This is a genomic window from Brucella sp. BE17, from assembly GCF_039545455.1.
GTDB lineage: Bacteria > Pseudomonadota > Alphaproteobacteria > Rhizobiales > Rhizobiaceae > Brucella.
On the sequence record NZ_CP154468.1, the window covers coordinates 1243278 to 1261068 of the forward strand.

The window sequence follows — 17791 nt, forward strand, 5'->3', positions numbered from 1 at the left end:
AATGACAATGATCTTCGGATTCTCTGTGCAGGCGCTTCTCGGGCAGTTGCTTGTCGGCCTGATCAACGGTTCTTTCTATGCAATCCTGAGCCTTGGCCTTGCCATCATCTTCGGGCTTTTACGCATCATCAATTTTGCCCATGGCGCGCAATATATGCTCGGCGCGTTCGTCGGCTATCTACTCTTGAACGGCCTTGGCATCGGTTATTGGCCCGCTCTTATTCTGGCTCCACTCATCGTGGGATTGGGCGGCGTCATCATCGAACGCGCTGCCCTTTCAAGGCTCTATAATCTTGATCCGCTTTACGGATTGCTCTTCACCTTCGGTCTAGCGCTCGTGATCGAAGGTACTTTCCGTTATTATTATGGAGCCGCCGGCCAACCCTATGCCGTGCCGGCATCGCTTGCGGGTGGCAATAATATCGGCTTCATGTTCCTGCCCAACTATCGCGCATGGGTGGTGGTGGTTTCACTTGTGATCTGCATCGGTACCTGGCTACTCATCGAGAAGACCAAGCTTGGTGCCTACCTGCGTGCTGCATCCGAAAACCCAACTCTGGTTAGAGCTTTCGGCATCAACGTACCGCTGCTTCTGACTTTCACTTATGCTCTGGGTGCCACCCTTGCCGGTCTTGCTGGCATTCTGGCAGCTCCTATCTATCAGGTCAGCCCGCTGATGGGATCCAATATCATCATTGTGGTTTTTGCCGTAGTCGTGGTCGGCGGCATGGGCTCGATCCTAGGAGCTATCATCACCGGCTATCTCCTGGGACTGGCTGAAGGTCTGACCAAGGTGTTTTATCCTGAAGCCTCCAACATCGTAATCTTCGTTATCATGGCTATCGTCCTTCTGGTGCGACCCGCCGGACTGTTCGGGAAGGAAGCCTGACATGGCTGATACCACTCTTAAAGCAACAGCTTCACCACATGAGACCAAGGCTCGGACGCTCAACGGCCTTTCGGCAATCATTCTTGCCATTGCTCTTCTTGGCCTGATCGCAGCCCCCTTCATGGTCTACCCTATATTTCTGATGAAAATGCTGTGTTTTGCTCTCTTCGCGTCGGCCTTCAATCTGCTAATTGGCTATACCGGTATTCTGTCCTTCGGCCACGCAGCCTTCTTTGGCGGCGCTGCCTATGTTACGGCACATGCGGTCAAAGAATGGGGTGTGACGCCGGAGCTGGGTATTTTACTCGGTATTCTCGCCGCTGCAGCGCTGGGGCTTGTAATCGGTTATCTCGCAATCCGCCGTCAGGGCATTTATTCAACGATGATCACGCTGGCACTGGCGCAGATGTTTTTCTTCTTCTGCCTGCAGGCAGCCTTCACCCATGGCGAAGACGGCCTTCAGGGCGTACCCCGGGGCTATCTTTTTGGCATCATCGATCTCAACCAGACAATGAACATGTATTATCTTGTGCTGGCCCTTTTCGTGGTTGGGATCGTTGCGATCTGGCGTATTATAAACTCACCTTTCGGCATGATTCTGAAATCGGTGCGAGAAAACGAAAGCCGTGCCATATCACTCGGCTATTCCGTTGATCAGTACAAACTGGCCGCTTTCGTGATGTCGGCAGCTATTGCCGGCCTTGCAGGCGGCATGAAGGCACTCGTCTTCCAGTTTGCAACTCTCACCGATGTGGGTTGGCAGATGTCGGGCGAAGTGATCCTAATGACGCTTCTGGGCGGCATCGGAACGCTCATCGGCCCCATCGTCGGTGCTACCTTCATTGTAGCTCTCCAGAACTATCTCGCAACCTCCGACTTCCCTGTCACCATAGTCACAGGAGTTATCTTTATGACATGCGTGCTGGTATTCCGAAAAGGCATCATCGGAGAGTTCTATTCATCGCGCATCGGAAAGAAACTATTCGGATAAATTCCACTGACCGAGAGGCTGACTTCACATGCTCCGATGCACTTACCGGTCTCTTTATCAACTAAACGACTAACGGTTGGCGACGGTAGGTTTGTCGGCATGGTTCTGGATATACTGAAGTATGTCATCATCGGTGACATTGCCGCTTGTTGTGCAGAAATATCTACAATCCCAGAAATGGCGACCCCAGTAGCGCTTTTTTTAAGGCGGGGAATTCCCGCCGGACCTTATGGATGAGCGTCCTTGCATACGACGCACGATATCGCTTACGGCCAGATGTGGCGGGATTGAGATCATCATATGCACATGATCACCAGAAATTACGCCTTTGATGATATTGATGTCCAGTTCATTGCTTGTCCATCATCAACGCCTGGAAACTGTGCACCAGCATGAAAGTCAGTGATGTCACCGATACGCTCAACCTGGCACTGGTTGGCTCAGGCTATTACGTGGTCAAGGTCGAGCATCGCCCCCGTCTGCTGTCGGACAACGGTTCGTGTTATGTCGCTTCCAACCTTGGTGAATGGCTGCAAAAATACAAGATCGATCAGGTCCATTGCGCGCCTGGGCAATTGCAGACGCAAGGGAAAATCGAACGCTGGCACCAGACGATCAAGAACCGCATCCTGCTCGAAAACTACTTCTTCAAGGAGGACCTCGAAGCCCAGATCGCAACCTTCGTCGAGCATTGCAATTATCGCAGATGCCACGAGAGCCTCGACAATCTAACCCCGGCCTACGTCTACTTCGGGCGCGGCCAAACCATTCTACTCGAACGCGAAAGGATTAAACGAAACACGATCGGACAGCGTCGCTTGAACCACCAGTCCAAAGCAGCTTAAATCAAACCGCAAACAGAGCCGGAAACTCCAATCTTCTAAAGACAAACTTGTCTCAAATCATTCGACAACGGAGACGTTTCAGTCCGGCTGTAGCTTGCCTTTTTGCCGAACAGCTTTTTTGAACTGCTATGTGCTTCGAATTCGCTAATGTCCCGTGCTTCCGCTCTGGTTATCTTGTCGCTTGCTGAACGAGCCGCCTTTTCCTTGGTATCGACTTTCGAGCCTATGATAATGATATCGTGCGAACCGCTGGTGTCCGCAGGACCGCCTGCGTTAACACCGACGGAACCACCCACTGTAATGTCCGAACCCACATGGGTTTGCGAGCGATACGAAACTTCTGGTGACGTGGTTTTAGTCGTCTCCATCACTCGGGAAGAAGGCCGACTGATGGACCTCTATCCTAAGGAGGTTATTTACATTGAGGTGGTAAAGGAACGGGGCGATCAGCTCAAATTCCGTAAGGCAGAACTGACAGGGTTTCTTGCCTCTGCCGATGAGCGCTCCATCCAAATATGGCGCTACAATATCGCAAACGCGTCCAGCAACTCTACGAGACACTACAGCACGATAGCGAAGACACGCGCATGGAAGCTGTCGATGCTATCCGTTCGCTCGTTGATGCAATCGTCCTCACACCAGCAGATGGCAGGATGGAGATCGACGTTCGCGGTGATCTGGCTGGCATTCTCGCCATATCCGTAAACGCAAAAAAGCCCTTCGTTAAGAAGGGCTTGATGGATTTTCAGGGATCGTTGGTTGCGGGGGCACGCAACTACCGATACCGACATTCGCTCCAAATTGCCGTCTAATCTGGGTGTAGTGGAGCGGACAAGGCCGTGTGGTTACTCCGCGCGGCTTCGTAAAAGAAGTTCAGGGATGACCATGAACATCGGCACACATCGACCAGAAAGGAAAAGCCGTCACACTTCGCAGCGTGACGGCTTCCTGAACCTGACCAGCCGATACCTGATCGTGAGGCTTTTTCCCCTTACAGGATGGCCACCTCGGGCGCCGCTCGGACCTGCACGTTGCCGTGCTTGATGTTTTGAGACCGTGAGGCATAGGCACGGTCTGTCTTGATGGGTGGAAAGATAGCGTAACAAGCCTCAAATGTCAATCATCAGGAAGCGCGGACCGCGTTCAGGTCGCTCAACAGACACACCCCACGCTGGACGATCGCACCCTGCTCTCGCAGACATTCCGCCACAGAGATAATAGATGTTCCCGACGACACAAGGTCGTCGATCAGCGCAATCCGCTGCCCTTCCAGGACGGGCACTTCTCCGCTTATGGTAAACGGCTGAAAGAAACGCCGCATCGGTTTGGCGACTTCCTTCATCTGGAAATCCGTGTCCCGCTTTGCCCTTCTCAGTTGGCCGAGTGCAGCTTTGAAGGCTCTTTCATCACGATCTTTCGCGAACTGCGGAAAGCCGGCATCGATAGCGTCCAGAACCTCACCGACCATCCGCTTGCGTAGAAAGCTCGATTCTACGAGCGGCAATCCCGACGCCTTCGACACTTGCTTCGCAAACGAACGACACAAGGGCTTACTCGACGGAACATCGACAAGGACATCTACGTCCAAATCGCCGACGAATGCTGTCAGGATCTCATCGGCGCGCTTGTAGAGCATCTGATGGTACATTGGCTGCATACGGTAGCCGTTCATCTCCTTGAGAGCATAGACTAGCGGATTTCCATCACGGTCATGCCCCTTCGTAGTCTTGCGGCGGAAGACATATTGAAGCCGTAGCCCGTCTATCGCGCCCTCTGTCGGATTTCCTTCGGTGGAGGTATCCACGAGTTCCTGATGGGAGTGATCGATAATCACCGTCTTATTGGCGTAAACGTTTATCCCCAAGAACCCTCAGCCCCCAGCCCTACTTAGGTAAACAGAACAGCACATCTGCCGCATGTGAATTCTTCGTTTATATGACCTCGCTCAGAGAAGCACATGCAAATGGTGCCTTGCGCGGCATCGCAGCGAATTAGCTCCCCAGACGACGCGCCTTTGCGAACCCCCGATCTGTGGCGATGAAACGCTCCAGCATCGGCACGATGAGCCGGACGGGATCGGCTGCGGTCTGGCCGCTTTCGCGGGCCAGCACCTCGGCATAGGCGATAAGATCACGGTGGAGCGCGCCCGACAGTTCCACCGTCACTTTGACGGGTTTGTCCTCAACAAGCGGTCCGAGTTTCAGCTTCGTCATGGTCAGTTCCTGTAAGGTTCGAGTATGAGATCTCGGGTGACGATGACCCTGACCGGATAGCCCGGCCGGATGGTCAACGTTGGCGCGACCTGCAACTGGCGCTGGACGATCTGCTGTCCGGCCTGATTGATAGTGTCCTGCGCCCCGTCGCGGATGGCGCGGATCAGGCGATCCTCGTCGTCGGTCGCCAGTTCCGTGCCGATGCCGAGCAGAGTGGACAGGCCCGCCGCCTTCATCAGATCCCACCAGTGGTAATCGACGCCATCCTCCAGACCGGCATAGCCGGAAGCGTCAGCACCGGGCTGGCGCTCCAGAACGATGGAGCGGCCATTGGGCAGGATCAGGCGGTTCCAGACGAGCAGCACGCGGCGCTGGCCGAACTGCACGCCGGCATCATATTGGCCGATGATGCGCGTGCCCTGCGGGATAAGCAGAAGCGAGCCGGTCGGGCTGTCATAGACATTTTCCGTGACCTGCGCGGTGATCTGGCCAGGCAGATCGGAACGGATGCCGGTAATCATAGCAGCCGGGATTACGGCCCCAGCCTGAAGGATATAAGGCGAGGCTGGCGCCATGATCCGATCCATGGCAACGGTCTGGCGATCCACCGGACCATTCAGAAATGCCGTGTGCCGGTCCTGCGTGGCGGGCTGACCGCCAAGGTCAAGGCCAGCGAGGCCCGGCATATTGGAGCCAGGTATCGTTGCTGATCGCTGCCCCGACTGGAAGAACACGGTGCTAAGACGTGCCGCTTCTTCCTCGGCAAGACGGCGCTCCTCGGCAGGATCGCGGGTTGGTGTTGCCATAGCGGGCGGCGTAACGGGTTGCCCCCTGTTCTGGGCGTCGAGGATTGGGCCGCCGAGGTCGCCCGGCAAAGCTGGTCCCAGGACGGGGCCGGTATAATCACGCGGCAGACCGGCCAGCCCGTCCGCTGTGGGGCGGTTCTCGGTTGAATAGAGTTCTTCGCCGCTGCCGCTCATGTCGCGGGTCTGGAGCGCATAGATCAGTGCGCCACCAATGCCGAGGAGCGCGATGGCGCCAACACCAGCCAGCATCTTGCGCGACAGGCGGGTGACACGCGGCGGCTCGGCGCGCAGGCGCATAGGAGGCGCGTTGGTGGTCGTCTCTTCGCTCATGACGGAGTCTCCCCGGTCTTTGCGGGCTGGGCCGCCTGCCTTTGTTCGACGCGGACGATCCTGACGGTCTGCTGGCGATCACCGCTGCCAAGGCGCAGTTCGGCAACACCGAACAGGCGATCCACGATCAGGATGTTCTGGTGGATGCGGCTGTTGACGATCTGCGTTTCACCCTCGGAACCGATGACGAAGATTGGCGGCATCTCGCCCTGCACGATGCCGCGCGGGAAGACGACATAGACACGGCGGCCATCGTCGAAGACGGAGATGGGCCGCCACGGTGGCGTGTCTCCAGTCAGTCCGTAACGATAGTTACGGGCCGTCTCGACAGGGATGATGGGCGCGGCGGGAACGGCTACACGCTGACCAGCAGGTAGCGCGGGATAGGCCCAGGCCACAGCGGGCATATAGAGCGCCGCGCGGGCGCGAAGCTCAATGAGATAGACACGGCGATCCGTGCTGATGACAAGATTGGTGGAAATATCCTCACGGGTCGGTTTGACGAAGATATGGACGCGGCGGCTTGTACCCGATCCGCTTTCGGTATCGCCAATGATCCAGCGGGCGGTGTCGCCTGCCGCAATCGGTCCCGCGCCGGTCAGGCTTTCGCCCGGCTCCAGCGCGATTGTCGTGATCTGCCCCGGTGCGGTATAGACCTGAAACAGCGCCCCTTCCGACCAGGGGTAGATCTGGATGGCATTATAGTAGCCCTCACGCCGCGGCTCGACCCGGGCGGCGGCATTGGCGTTCTCGACGCGGCCAGTCGGCGTCGTGGCAACGGTCCCGCCGCGCGCCACAGTCCATGCCGGCGGCGTGTGCAAAGGCCGGGGCCGGTCATCGGCAACGGCTGCCGGCACGACGGGAAGCGCTGGCACATCGGCATCATAGCTGAACTGCGGGGTGCGGTTGGTTGCGCAGCCGGCGAGCATGGTGGCGGACAGCAACAAAGCAGCCAAAGCGGGTTTACGGAAAGCCGGGAACGCGGCTTTACGGATCATCGTGCGGGTCATTGGCTCATCTCCCGCGACCATGAGATTGCGTTGACGTAGATGCCGAGCGGATTGGCGCGCAGGCGATCCGCGTCGCGCGGGGTCTGAATCACGATGGTCAGGATCGCGGTCCAGCGTTCGGTCGTGGAGAGCTGGCCGTTCTCATAATGACGCTCCGTCCAGGCGACACGGAAGCTGTCATTCGAGGCGCGGATCACCGACGACACTTCAACCGCAATCTGCTGCCTGCCGACCTTGGTGAACGGATCATTGGCGCGGGCGTAATCATTGAGTGTTGCCGCACCTCGATCCGTGGTGAACTCGTAGGCGCGGAGCCAGTTCTGCCGCACGATGATGGCGTCGGACGGGATAGAGCGTGTCTGCTCGATGAAGCGGCCGAGATGAAACGCAATCTGGGGATCGGTCGGACGGTATTCAGCCACGGCGGGCGCAACGGCCTGCGACTGGCCGAGATTATCGACCTGCACTACCCAGGGCACCACAGTCCCACGCGCCGATTGCCAGACAAGGGCAGAGGCGAAACCGGCTGAGAGGATCAGCGAACCAAAGGCCATGATGCGCCAGTTCTTTGCCTGTACGCGAGCCGAGCCGATGCGTTCATCCCACGCTTGAGCAGCCTTCTGGTAAGGCGTCTCGGGTTCGGGCGATTTGCCGTAATGGGCCGATGGACGTTTGAAGATGTTCATGAGCGGTCACTTTCAGAAAGATTGATGGAGGAGCCGCCGCCATGGCTGTCGCCGGAGCGCACGGCATGGGCGGCCATCGACGTGCCGTGACTGAGTGTCTGCTTGCGGTGCATCTGCTTTGCCCATGCCGGAGAGCCGCCAGCCTGCGCGGAGGGCGATGGGGCAGCGCTGGCGGCCTCGCTGGCGCCTCCGACGGCTCCAGCCGTGGAAGAGCCGCCAGTGACGCCGAAGCCGGCACGCGCTCCATCGGAAAAGCTGGACTTGACGCTTTCAGATGCCTTCGAGGCAGCACGTTTCAGGGGCGATGCGGCGGCGGAGCCTGCGGCACGGGCAACACCAACCAGACCCGAGGCAACACCGGCAGCGCCGGACTGGCCAAGCGAACCGACACTATAGGCGGCGCTCGCCGCACCTGCGGCGGCAGCACCACCCCGCACGGCAGCCGCTCCCCCAGAGAGCGCAGCTGCTCCTCCCTTCGCGGCCATGCCTGCGGCGGCACCCCCGGCAAGCATCATGCCGCCTGCGGCAAGGCCGGTTCCAACGGCAGCACCTGCGCCAAGCTGCGGGCCGCCTGAGACGAGACCGGAAGCGATACCGGGACCGAATATGCCGAGACCAAGAAGGGAGAGCGCGGCTAGCACGATCGCCATGGCATCATCGATAGTCGGCGTCACACCGCCGAAGCCTGCCGTGAACTGTGAAAACAGCGTCGATCCGATGCCGATGATGACGGCCAGGACCAGCACCTTGATGCCGGAGGAAACGACATTGCCCAGAACGCGCTCAGCCATGAAGGCGGTCTTGCCGAAGAGGCCGAAGGGGATCAGCACAAAACCGGCCAGCGTGGTCAGCTTGAACTCGATCAGCGTGACGAAGAGCTGCACGGCCAGAATGAAGAAGGCGAGCAGCACCAACACCCAGGCAAACATCAGACAGGCGATCTGGATGAAGTTCTCGAAGAACGACCAGTAGCCCATCATGTCGGAGATGGATTCGAGCAACGGGCGACCAGCATCAAGGCCGGTCTGCGCCACCTTGCCGGGACGCAGCAGATCGGCGGCGGAAAAGCCGGTGCCCGATCCCTTGAGGCCCAGACCGGCAAAACTGTTGAAGATGATCTGGGCGAGATTGTTCCAGTTGCCGATCAGATAGGCGAAGACACCAACGAAGAGCGTTTTCTTGACCAGCCGGGCGATGATGTCGTCATCCGCACCCCAAGACCAGAACAGTGCGGCCAGCGTCACGTCGATGACGATCAACGTGGTGGCGATGAAGGCGACTTCCCCGCCAAGCAGACCGAAGCCGCTGTCAATATAGGAGGTGAATACGCCTAGAAACGAGTCGATGACGCCGGTGCCGCCCATGGTTCACTCTCCCCCGTTCTGATGCGGGGCGGCGGGCACCGGCGTCCGGCCGAGAAAGCGGTCGCGGTTCTCGGCCCAGGTGGCGAGGCAACCGGGATCGTTCACGGCGGCCTCGCCTAACTGCTGGCAGTGGCGAAGGCTCTGGCGCAGCGGATCGGCAGAGGGCTGAAGCGATGGCGCAGGTCGGTTCTGCGCCGGATCATCTTCGCGGGTCATTTCGATCACCGTGGCGGTGATGGCGATAGCCACGAATATGATCGCGCCCAGCCGTGCCAGCATCTTGCCGTCCATGTCGCGCCCCTCCTGTCCGGTCAGTTGTTGCCGTTGCCGAACATCCGGGCATTGCCGGGCTGGTAGCCCGATCCCGGCGTGAGGAAGCGCTCGCGCTGAACGCGGCCCTGTTCGGCGGCGGTGGCCCGCTCGGCCTCGATCAGCGCTTCGGACCGACCATTGGCCGACATCAGCGCGATCAGGTCGGAAAGCTGCTGCGACTGGAGGGCGAGAAGCTGGTTGCCCGCCTGTGTTGCCTGCAAGGCGCCGGTGGCGTTCTGGCTCTGCCCGACCAAGGCGGACATCTCGGCGCGGTTGGTGTCGATATTGCCGACAACGCCAGCCTGCACGCGCATGGCATCCTGCAAACCGCCAACTGTGTTCTGCCAGCGCGAACGGGCATCTTCGACAAGCTGGGTATCGGTGGCCGACAGCGAGACATTGCCGTATTTTTGGCTGAACATCTGATCGACGTTCTGCACGTCGAAGGCGATGTTTTGGGCCTGGCTCAGGAGCTGCTGCGTGCGCTGCACATTCTGCTGCAAGGTCTGGAGCGAGGAATATGGCAGGCTGGTAAGATTGCGAGCCTGATTGATGAGCATCTGCGCTTCGTTCTGAAGCGAGGTGATCTGGTTGTTGATCTGCTCCAGCGTTCGCGCGGCCGTGAGCAGGTTCTGGGCATAGTTGGTCGGGTCATAGACAATGCGGCCGAAGCCGAACTGCGCATGGGCCGGACTGGTCAGCATGGGCGAGAGCGCAAGCGGTGCGACAAGCATGGTTGCCGCCATGAGCATGGCCCGCGAACGGGAAAGACGGATCGTCATAGTCAGGACTCCTTTTCGGTCTGGGGGATGAGATTGGTGAGATCGGGGATCAGCTCCGCCGCCCATTCGACGCCGCGATCGCGCAGCCAGGCGGCGAGGAAGCCGTCCTGCCCATGCTCGGCGACAAGATCGGCGATGCGGGTCTGATCGGTTTTGGATGATGCGGCGCAGAGCGCGAGGCCGACTTCGGACAGGCCCAGCTCGAATAACCGATTGCCGCGCCGCGACTGGCAGTAATAATCCCGCTTGGGCGTGGCCCGTGCGAGGATCTCGATCTGCCGGTCATTGAGACCGAAGCGCCGATAGATCGTAGTGATCTGTGGCTCGATCGCGCGTTCGTTCGGCAGAAGCAGCCGTGTCGGGCAGCTTTCGATGATGGCGGGCGCGATGTTGCTCCCGTCAATGTCCGAGAGCGACTGCGTGGCGAAGATGACGGAAGCGTTCTTCTTCCTGAGCGTCTTCAACCACTCGCGGAGCTGGTTGGCGAACCCCTCGTCATCCAGCGCCAGCCAACCTTCGTCGATGATGAGGAGGGTTGGCCGACCATCGAGCCGGTCGCCGATGCGATGAAACAGATAGGCCAGAACAGCCGGCGCAGCGCCTGTGCCCACCAGTCCTTCGATCTCGAAGGCTTGCACATCGGCGTGGCCGAGATGTTCCGCCTCCGCGTCGAGCAACCGGCCATAGGCGCCGCCGATGCAATAGGGTCGCAGCGCTTGCTTGAGGTCATTGGATTGCAGCAGGACCGCAAGGCCGGTGATGGTGCGCTCGCTGACGGGTGCGGATGCCAGCGAGTTCAGCGCCGTCCAGATATGCTCCTTCACTTCCGGCGTGATGGTCATGCCTTCACGCATCAGAATGGCGGCGATCCAGTCAGCGGCCCATGATCGCTCATAAGCGTCATCGATCCGCGCTAATGGTTGCAGGGAGACGGAAACTTCTGATCCCTCGGTCAACTCGCCGCCGAGATCATGCCAGTCGCCACCCATGGCGAGCGCGGATGCCCGGATCGAGCCCCCGAAATCGAAGGCGAAGATCTGGCTGCGTTCATAGCGGCGGAATTGCAGCGCCATCAGCGCCAGCAGCACGGACTTGCCCGCGCCGGTCGGGCCAACGACGAGGGTATGGCCCACGTCGCCGACATGAAGAGAAAGCCGGAACGGCGTCGAACCTTCGGTCTTGCCATATAGCAAGGGGGGCGCTCCGAGGTGTTCGTTCCGTTCCGGCCCCGCCCACACGGCCGATAGCGGGATCATGTGGGCAAGGTTGAGCGTCGAGATCGGTGGCTGCCGGACATTGGCGTAAGCGTGTCCGGGGATCGAGCCGAGCCAGGCATCGACGGCATTGACGGTTTCCGGCATGGCCGTGAAGTCGCGGCCCTGAATGATTTTCTCGACCAGACGCAGCTTCTCGTCAGCCATACGGGGATCGGCGTCCCAGACCGTGACAGTGGCTGTGACATAGGCCATGCCCGCGACGTCAGCGCCGAGTTCCTGCAAGGCCATGTCGGCATCGAGCGCCTTGTTGGACGCATCGGTGTCCACCAGCACCGATTGTTCGTTGGTCATCACCTCCTTGAGGATCGCGGCGATGCTCTTCCGCTTGGCGAACCACTGGCGGCGGATTTTTGTGAGGAGTTTCGTCGCATCCGTCTTGTCGATGAGGATGGCGCGGGTGGACCAGCGATACGGGAACGCGAGCCGGTTCATTTCGTCGAGCAGGCCGGGCGTGGTCGCTGTCGGGAAACCGATGATAGTCAGGGCGCGCAGATGCTGGTCGCCAAGACGCGGTTCCAGCCCGCCGGTCAGGGGCTGGTCGGCCAGCAGCGCATCGAGGTGCATCGGCACTTCGGGTACGCGGACGCGATGACGGTTGGTCGAGATGGTGGCATGCAGATAGGTCAGCGTGCCACCATCATCCAGCCAGCGACATTCCGGCATGAAGCCGTCGAATAGCGCCAGCACGCGGTCGGTGCGGTCGATGAAGCCGCGCATCAGTTCATGCGGATTAACACCTGATTGTTCGCGGCCCTCATAGAGCCAGGTTTCGGCGCGGGCCGCGTCTTCCGCAGGCGGCAGCCAGAGGAAGGTCAGGAAGTAGCCGGACACGAAATGCATGCCCGCTTCCTCGAACCCTGCCTTGCGCTCGGCATCGACCAGTGCGGAAGCCGGATCGGGAAATTGGCTGTCAGGATAGGTCGCGGCCTCAGAACGCTGCGCCTCGACGAAGATCGACCAGCCGGAGCCGAGACGCCGCACGGCGTTGTTGATGCGGCCAGCGACGGCGACCAATTCGGCGGCGACAGCAGAATCCAGATCCGGGCCACGAAATTTCGCTGTCCTCTGGAAGCTGCCATCCTTGTTCAGCACAATGCCGGGGCCGGCCAAGGCTGCCCATGGCAGATAGTCGGAAAGGCGAGCGGAGGTGCCGCGATATTCAGTGAGGTTCATCATGCTCGCGCCCTCACACCGACAAATGACCAGGGATGCGCAGATGCCTGCGCCCGACTTCGACGAAGAGCGGATCACGTTTAGCTGCCCAAACCGCGAGGAAGTGTCCGACCGCCCAGATGGCGATGCCAACCAGCCAGAGCCGAAGGCCGAGGCCGACGGCCCCGGCCAGTGTGCCGTTCACAATGGCGATGGAGCGCGGTGCGCCGCCGAGCAGGATATGCTCGGTCAGCGCCCGATGGACCGGGATCGAAAATCCCGGCACCGCATCGAGCTGTTCGAGACCGCCCGCCATCAGATGAGCGCTCCGCCGCCGAAGGAGAAGAACGACAGGAAGAAGCTTGATGCGGCGAAGGCGATGGACAGACCGAACACGATCTGGATCAGCTTCCGAAAACCACCTCCCGTATCGCCGAAGGCCAGCGCCAGACCTGTCGAGATAATGACGATCACGGCGATGATTTTGGCGACCGGCCCCTCGATCGACTGAAGAATACTTTGAAGCGGTGCCTCCCAGGGCATGGAAGAGCCGGAGGCGTGCGCGGCAGGCGCCAGCATCAGGCTGATGGAAACAACGGCGGCGGTGGTTGCCATGATGCGGCAGCCGCGCGAAATCGTGCGGATCATGAAGGATCTCCTTTCGAGGTGGTTGCAGGGGTGATGGCGTAGTCGCCGTCTGGTCCCAGCCCATCAACGCGGGCGAGTTCGACCAGGCGGCGGGAAGATCCGCGTCCGGCAAGGACAGCAACAAGGTCGATGGTCTCGGCGATCAGCGCGCGCGGGACGGTGATGACAGCTTCCTGGATGAGCTGCTCGAGGCGGCGCAGGGCACCGATGCCTGAACCGGCATGAATGGTGCCAATGCCGCCGGGATGTCCCGTTCCCCAGGCTTTGAGCAGATCAAGCGCTTCGGAACCACGCACCTCCCCGACCGGGATGCGATCAGGGCGAAGCCGCAACGATGAGCGGACCAGATCGGAGAGCGTCGCCACGCCATCCTTGGTCCGCATGGCCACGAGATTGGGCGCGGCGCATTGCAGCTCGCGCGTGTCTTCAATGATGACCACGCGATCCGAGGTCTTCGCCACCTCGGCCAGCAACGCATTGGTCAGTGTGGTTTTGCCGGTGGACGTGCCGCCAGCCACAAGGATGTTGGCGCGCGTGGCGACGTTCAGGCGTAGCACCTCCGCCTGAAGGCCGGTCATGATTCCGGCGGTCACATAATCATCAAGCGTGAACACCGCGACGGCAGGCTTGCGGATGGCGAAGACAGGTGCCGCGACGACAGGCGGCAGAAGCCCCTCGAACCGCTCGCCAGTTTCGGGCAGCTCAGCCGACACACGCGGGTTGCGGGCATGAACCTCCGCGCCAACATGATGGGCGACAAGCCGCACGATCCGCTCGCCATCGGCGGCGGATAGCTTCTCCCCCGTATCGGCCAGCCCTTCCGACAGCCGGTCCACCCAGATGCGACCATCCGGGTTCAGCATCACCTCCACCACACCGGGATCTTCCAGAAACCGGGCAATAGAGGCCCCAAGCGCCGTGCGCAGCATTTGCGCGCCGCGTGCGATAGCCTCAGGTTTATGGTGGTGTGCAGTCATATCGGCCCCGATTTCTCGCGGGGCGCGACAGACGGTCCCCGCAATGGGGTCGATTAAGAAATCCCGAAATTGGGGCGGTTCAACAAGTATTTACGCGCGCGCGGCCATGGGCGGTGATCGGCGGGAAATCGGAGAGGTTATGCCTCAGGTGTAGATGGAAGCGGGATGTCGAGCTTTGGATCAATCGGCAACCTCTGACCTAATCGCTTTGAAAGAATAGGGTAACCGCCATCATGGCCTTAGGGAGTGGTAGCCAGCGTTACCTTCGCCAAGGTACGTGCTGGTCCGTCGAGTGAACTTATTGCGGCTGGCCAGGTATCCTTATCAACGTCCAGGACGTTGCGAAGCCAAGCCAAGGTCAACCGCCGAGTCGCTTCAAGGCTCTCAGGTGCCTCGATCTCGGTTTCCTTCGCATCCAGCCCGGCGATTCCCCCCAATCCATGACCAACACCGTACACCGTGACAAGTGCCTGGGCATCCGGGCTGTCGTAAAACGCGTCTGCATGCCATTCCGGTCCGCGCCCTGTGAAGTGCGGGGCGTCGTCAGCGCCGCAGACCACCAGACTGGGCGCTTTCATAAGCGTGAAATCCACGTCGAAAAACGGAAAACGGGCTGCGCTTTGCGCGAATAGGTCGCTTCCGCCCCGACCTGGTGCTGCAAGCAGGACCCCTGCGCGTATCCGCGGGTCGGCGAAGCTTTCCCCTGCAAGTCGCGCGCCCAGCAGCAAGCTAACGGTATGGCCGCCAAACGAGTGACCTGCCACCGCAATGCGCTGATGATCAAGCCGACCTGCTATTGCTGGCCCCTGCCGTTCCACTTCATTTAGTTGGTCAAGAATTGCTGTAATCTCAGTCACGCGTTGGCGCCAGAAGTAGGGCGCGCCGGGGGCGTCCTGCGGCAGACCACCGACGGGCGAATTTCCATGGGTTGGCTGAATCACGGCAAAACCGCGTTCAGCCCAAAACTGCGCCAAAGGTGCATAGCCATCTTTAGACGGAATATACTTTGATGGCCCTGCCCCATGCGACAGCAGCACGATGGGCAAGGCATCGCCTTTGGCTGGTGCAGTCACACGCAGTTCAAGCGGCGCGCGTCCTGCCATCGGCAAGAGGATCGGGGTATAGGCTACGGTCAGCGCCGCTGGGGGCGCTGAGATTGACCGTGACAGATCAATAAGATTGTTCATGTATCATCCTTCATTGCCCCTCAACGGGCTGCTGGGTCAAAAAGTCCAGTGCGTTCAGTTTCTGGCCTCGGCGGCGGTCTCATTGTAAATTGCTTCGGCATCGGCACCCGCCGGCAGACGCATCGGCGCGCCCGGGTCTGTCACGGCCCGCCACACGGCCTGTGCCACATCGCCAACCTCTGTTTTTTCGGTCGAGGTGCGCATCGTGGCGAAATAGTCTTGCACGAAAGCCTCGTAGGGCGCCGGGACGTTCATACCCATGCGTGCCACGGCGTTCTTTCCAAAGGCTGTCGTCGGAGCTGATCCTGGCAGGACTAGCCTGATCCGGATGCCGAACTGCGCTGCCTCAAGGGCGAGGCTTTCCGTGAACGTATTAATGGCGGCCTTGCTGGCGCTGTAGACCGACAGCGCCGGAAACGGGCGCAGCGTGACGCTGGAACTGATGTTCACGATGACACCGGTTTGTCGCGCACGCATGCCCGGCAGAACAGCCTGAGTCATAGCCATCGTACCAATGACATTGGTCTCGAAAAGCTCACGGGCCTTGGCGATATCTACGCCCTCCAGCACGTTCAGCATGCCGACCCCAGCATTGTTGACGAGCGCATCGACAACACCGACGTCTGCAACGGCTTGTGCGATGCTGTCTGCATCCGTGACATCGAGGGCCAGGATTTGCAGGCGATCGTGCTCCGGCATTGTCTGTTCCTGCGGTGTGCGCATGGTTGCGACAACATCCCAACCTTGAGCGAGGAATAGCTCTGCTGTTGCAAGGCCGAAGCCCGTTGAGGCACCGGTGATAAGAATTTTTGGCATGAGTGTATCTCCTGTCGTTTGTACGATGAGAGATAGACAAAATACCCGGACTTCCTATATTTATAAGTCCATCATCATTCAGCAAAAGTCCGAAACTTGACCATTTCGACAACTGACCCCCTCGCCAGCGTCGTCGCATTGCTCAAGCCAGAGCCGTCTATCGCCAAGCTTGTCAGTGGCGGTGGTCGCTGGCGCGTCACGCGTACGAACATGACAAACCCGTTCTACTGCGCAATGGTCGAAGGCACGTGTCTGCTGACGATTCAAAACCGTCCACCGCTTGTACTTGAAGCGGGGGACTTTGTGCTGGTGCCCGAAGTTTTCGATTTCACCATGTCAAGCATCAACCCTCCACAAAGCGGTGCACCGCATCTGCCGCTGGAGACTGGTCCAGGCATTTTCCGCTTGGGCGAGCAGGACGCGCCGATCGAGGTGCGGTGCTTGGTGGGCCACTGCAACTTTGCCTCGCCGGACCGGGAGCTGCTCGTTTCACTGCTGCCGGCGGTCGTCCATGTGCGCGCACAACGCCGCCTGATTGCGCTTGGCCAGATGATTCAGGAAGAGACGCAAAGCAATCTCGCGGCCCGTGACATGGTGCTCGGGCGGCTTCTGGAGCTGCTTTTGGTTGAGGCCCTGCGCTCCGTCGAGAGCACGATGGCAGAACCAGGTTTGCTCCGCGGCCTTGCTGATCGAAGACTTGCCTTGGCACTGCGGAAAATCCACGCCGACCCCAGTGCCAGTCTGTCCGTTCAAGGCTTGGCCGCCGCAGCGGGTATGTCCCGCTCAACCTTCTTCCACCGCTTTAACTGCGAGGTCGGATCAGCGCCTATGGAATATGTAACTGCCTGGCGGATGGCAGTGGCAAAGGACATGCTGATAGGAGGAAACATCGCAATGGCCGAGCTCGCGAGCCGTGTCGGATACGGGTCCGTCAGTTCCTTCAGCATGGCGTTCTCGCGACATGTCGGCACGCCACCCGGCGCTTTCGCTGCCAGAGGCCAGGCCGCATAAATCACGCATCTTGCAGTTCCCCGAAGAGTGCCAGAATCGACGCGCATTCCTCACACCGTTCTAATCATCATCATGAGGCGCCTGCTCTGCCGGCACCTCACGCGAGATTTCCTTGAGGAACCTGTCGCCAGTCGCCAGCCTGCGGCCGAGATTCTGCATGAAGCCCTCGAACCGCTCATTCCCCTTGATCCGCGAGGATTGCTTCGCGCTTTCCGGCAACGGAGGGGTCATCGTCAACCAGAAGCGGACAAACAAAGAAAGGGTCTCACCGAGGACGGCGACGTCTTCATCTAGCGTGTCGACCTGTCGGCCGATCTTGTCAAGGCGGCGCGACATGGCTGCTTCCAGCCGATCCGACGTGTCGCCCGACAGGAAGGACGCGACGGCTGCCTCGATAATAGCGGACTTCGATACCTGTCGGCGCAACGACAGCGCGTCGACCTGTTTGAGCAGGTCCGGGTCGAAATAGACATTCATACGGGTACGGGTTGTCAT

20 protein-coding genes and 1 pseudogene are annotated in these 17791 nt (G+C 59.9%); 5 read left to right on the top strand and 16 right to left on the bottom strand.

Translation table 11 applies throughout. The annotated features are described in order from the left end of the window. The first annotated feature begins 1 nt into the window (after position 1). The 3 genes and pseudogenes from AAIB41_RS16980 to AAIB41_RS16990 all read left to right on the top strand — a co-directional run. Positions 2–889: a branched-chain amino acid ABC transporter permease gene (locus AAIB41_RS16980; RefSeq protein WP_343315177.1), complete on the top strand. Its 888-nt coding sequence runs from the start codon at positions 2–4 to the stop codon at positions 887–889. A gap of 1 nt (position 890) precedes the next feature. Continuing rightward, positions 891–1880: a branched-chain amino acid ABC transporter permease gene (locus tag AAIB41_RS16985; RefSeq protein ID WP_343315178.1), complete on the top strand. Its 990-nt coding sequence runs from the start codon at positions 891–893 to the stop codon at positions 1878–1880. Between the two features lie 365 nt (positions 1881–2245). Continuing rightward, positions 2246–2725, top strand: a pseudogene (locus AAIB41_RS16990) (integrase core domain-containing protein); the annotation flags it as partial. 35 nt (positions 2726–2760) lie between these two features. Here the strand turns inward: AAIB41_RS16990 and AAIB41_RS16995 are convergent. Beyond that, entirely contained in the window at positions 2761–3093 is a 333-nt protein-coding gene (locus tag AAIB41_RS16995) for a hemagglutinin repeat-containing protein (protein ID WP_343315179.1), read from the bottom strand. 147 nt (positions 3094–3240) lie between these two features. Here AAIB41_RS16995 and AAIB41_RS17000 point away from each other — a divergent pair, with 147 nt between their 5' ends. After that, positions 3241–3537 carry a hypothetical protein gene (locus AAIB41_RS17000; protein WP_343315180.1) on the top strand — a complete coding sequence of 99 codons (297 nt, stop codon included), beginning with the start codon at positions 3241–3243 and terminating at the stop codon, positions 3535–3537. Between the two features lie 311 nt (positions 3538–3848). On the opposite strand, the gene AAIB41_RS17005 is transcribed toward AAIB41_RS17000, so the two are convergent. The 14 genes from AAIB41_RS17005 to AAIB41_RS17070 form a co-directional block, all read right to left on the bottom strand. Then, on the bottom strand, positions 3849–4589 hold the full coding sequence (locus AAIB41_RS17005; protein WP_343315182.1) for a hypothetical protein: 741 nt from the start codon (positions 4587–4589) through the stop codon (positions 3849–3851). 127 nt (positions 4590–4716) lie between these two features. Continuing rightward, positions 4717–4938, bottom strand: coding sequence for a DUF2274 domain-containing protein (locus tag AAIB41_RS17010; protein WP_299365347.1), 222 nt, complete (start codon positions 4936–4938; stop codon positions 4717–4719). 2 nt (positions 4939–4940) lie between these two features. Further along, positions 4941–6074 carry a TrbI/VirB10 family protein gene (locus tag AAIB41_RS17015; RefSeq protein WP_343315183.1) on the bottom strand — a complete coding sequence of 378 codons (1134 nt, stop codon included), beginning with the start codon at positions 6072–6074 and terminating at the stop codon, positions 4941–4943. Continuing rightward, the gene (gene trbG / locus AAIB41_RS17020) at positions 6071–7084 is read right to left on the bottom strand and encodes a P-type conjugative transfer protein TrbG (RefSeq protein ID WP_299365343.1); all 1014 of its coding nucleotides are present in this window, start codon (positions 7082–7084) and stop codon (positions 6071–6073) included. The genes AAIB41_RS17015 and trbG overlap by 4 nt, the downstream gene beginning before the upstream one ends. Next, positions 7081–7770: a conjugal transfer protein TrbF gene (trbF, locus tag AAIB41_RS17025; RefSeq protein WP_343315184.1), complete on the bottom strand. Its 690-nt coding sequence runs from the start codon at positions 7768–7770 to the stop codon at positions 7081–7083. The genes trbG and trbF overlap by 4 nt, the downstream gene beginning before the upstream one ends. Beyond that, positions 7767–9134, bottom strand: coding sequence for a P-type conjugative transfer protein TrbL (gene trbL / locus AAIB41_RS17030; protein WP_343315185.1), 1368 nt, complete (start codon positions 9132–9134; stop codon positions 7767–7769). Before trbL ends, trbF begins: the two co-directional genes overlap by 4 nt. Before the next feature lie 3 nt (positions 9135–9137). Beyond that, positions 9138–9425 (bottom strand): putative entry exclusion protein TrbK-alt, encoded by a 288-nt coding sequence (trbK-alt, locus tag AAIB41_RS17035; RefSeq protein WP_343315186.1) that lies wholly within the window; start codon positions 9423–9425, stop codon positions 9138–9140. Between the two features lie 20 nt (positions 9426–9445). Continuing rightward, a complete protein-coding gene (trbJ, locus tag AAIB41_RS17040) occupies positions 9446–10228 on the bottom strand; it encodes a P-type conjugative transfer protein TrbJ (RefSeq protein ID WP_343315187.1) in 783 nt (260 codons plus the stop codon). Positions 10229–10230: 2 nt separating this feature from the next. After that, complete coding sequence (gene trbE / locus AAIB41_RS17045) at positions 10231–12681, bottom strand: conjugal transfer protein TrbE (protein WP_343315188.1); 2451 nt, start codon at positions 12679–12681, stop codon at positions 10231–10233. Positions 12682–12691: 10 nt separating this feature from the next. After that, complete coding sequence (locus AAIB41_RS17050) at positions 12692–12973, bottom strand: VirB3 family type IV secretion system protein (RefSeq protein WP_015740165.1); 282 nt, start codon at positions 12971–12973, stop codon at positions 12692–12694. Beyond that, on the bottom strand, positions 12973–13272 hold the full coding sequence (locus AAIB41_RS17055) for a TrbC/VirB2 family protein (protein WP_299365660.1): 300 nt from the start codon (positions 13270–13272) through the stop codon (positions 12973–12975). The genes AAIB41_RS17050 and AAIB41_RS17055 overlap by 1 nt, the downstream gene beginning before the upstream one ends. A 29-nt stretch (positions 13273–13301) precedes the next feature. After that, positions 13302–14282, bottom strand: a complete 981-nt coding sequence (gene trbB, locus AAIB41_RS17060) for a P-type conjugative transfer ATPase TrbB (RefSeq protein WP_299365658.1) — start codon at positions 14280–14282, stop codon at positions 13302–13304. Between the two features lie 239 nt (positions 14283–14521). After that, positions 14522–15469 carry a dienelactone hydrolase gene (locus AAIB41_RS17065; RefSeq protein WP_343315189.1) on the bottom strand — a complete coding sequence of 316 codons (948 nt, stop codon included), beginning with the start codon at positions 15467–15469 and terminating at the stop codon, positions 14522–14524. Positions 15470–15523: 54 nt separating this feature from the next. Then, entirely contained in the window at positions 15524–16285 is a 762-nt protein-coding gene (locus AAIB41_RS17070; protein ID WP_299363686.1) for an SDR family oxidoreductase, read from the bottom strand. A 96-nt stretch (positions 16286–16381) separates the two neighbouring features. On the opposite strand from AAIB41_RS17070, the gene AAIB41_RS17075 reads away from it, so the two are divergent. Then, positions 16382–17296, top strand: coding sequence for an AraC family transcriptional regulator (locus AAIB41_RS17075; protein ID WP_343315190.1), 915 nt, complete (start codon positions 16382–16384; stop codon positions 17294–17296). Positions 17297–17356: 60 nt separating this feature from the next. Here AAIB41_RS17075 and AAIB41_RS17080 read toward each other — a convergent pair whose 3' ends face one another. Continuing rightward, positions 17357–17791: a CopG family transcriptional regulator gene (locus AAIB41_RS17080; protein ID WP_299363689.1), complete on the bottom strand. Its 435-nt coding sequence runs from the start codon at positions 17789–17791 to the stop codon at positions 17357–17359.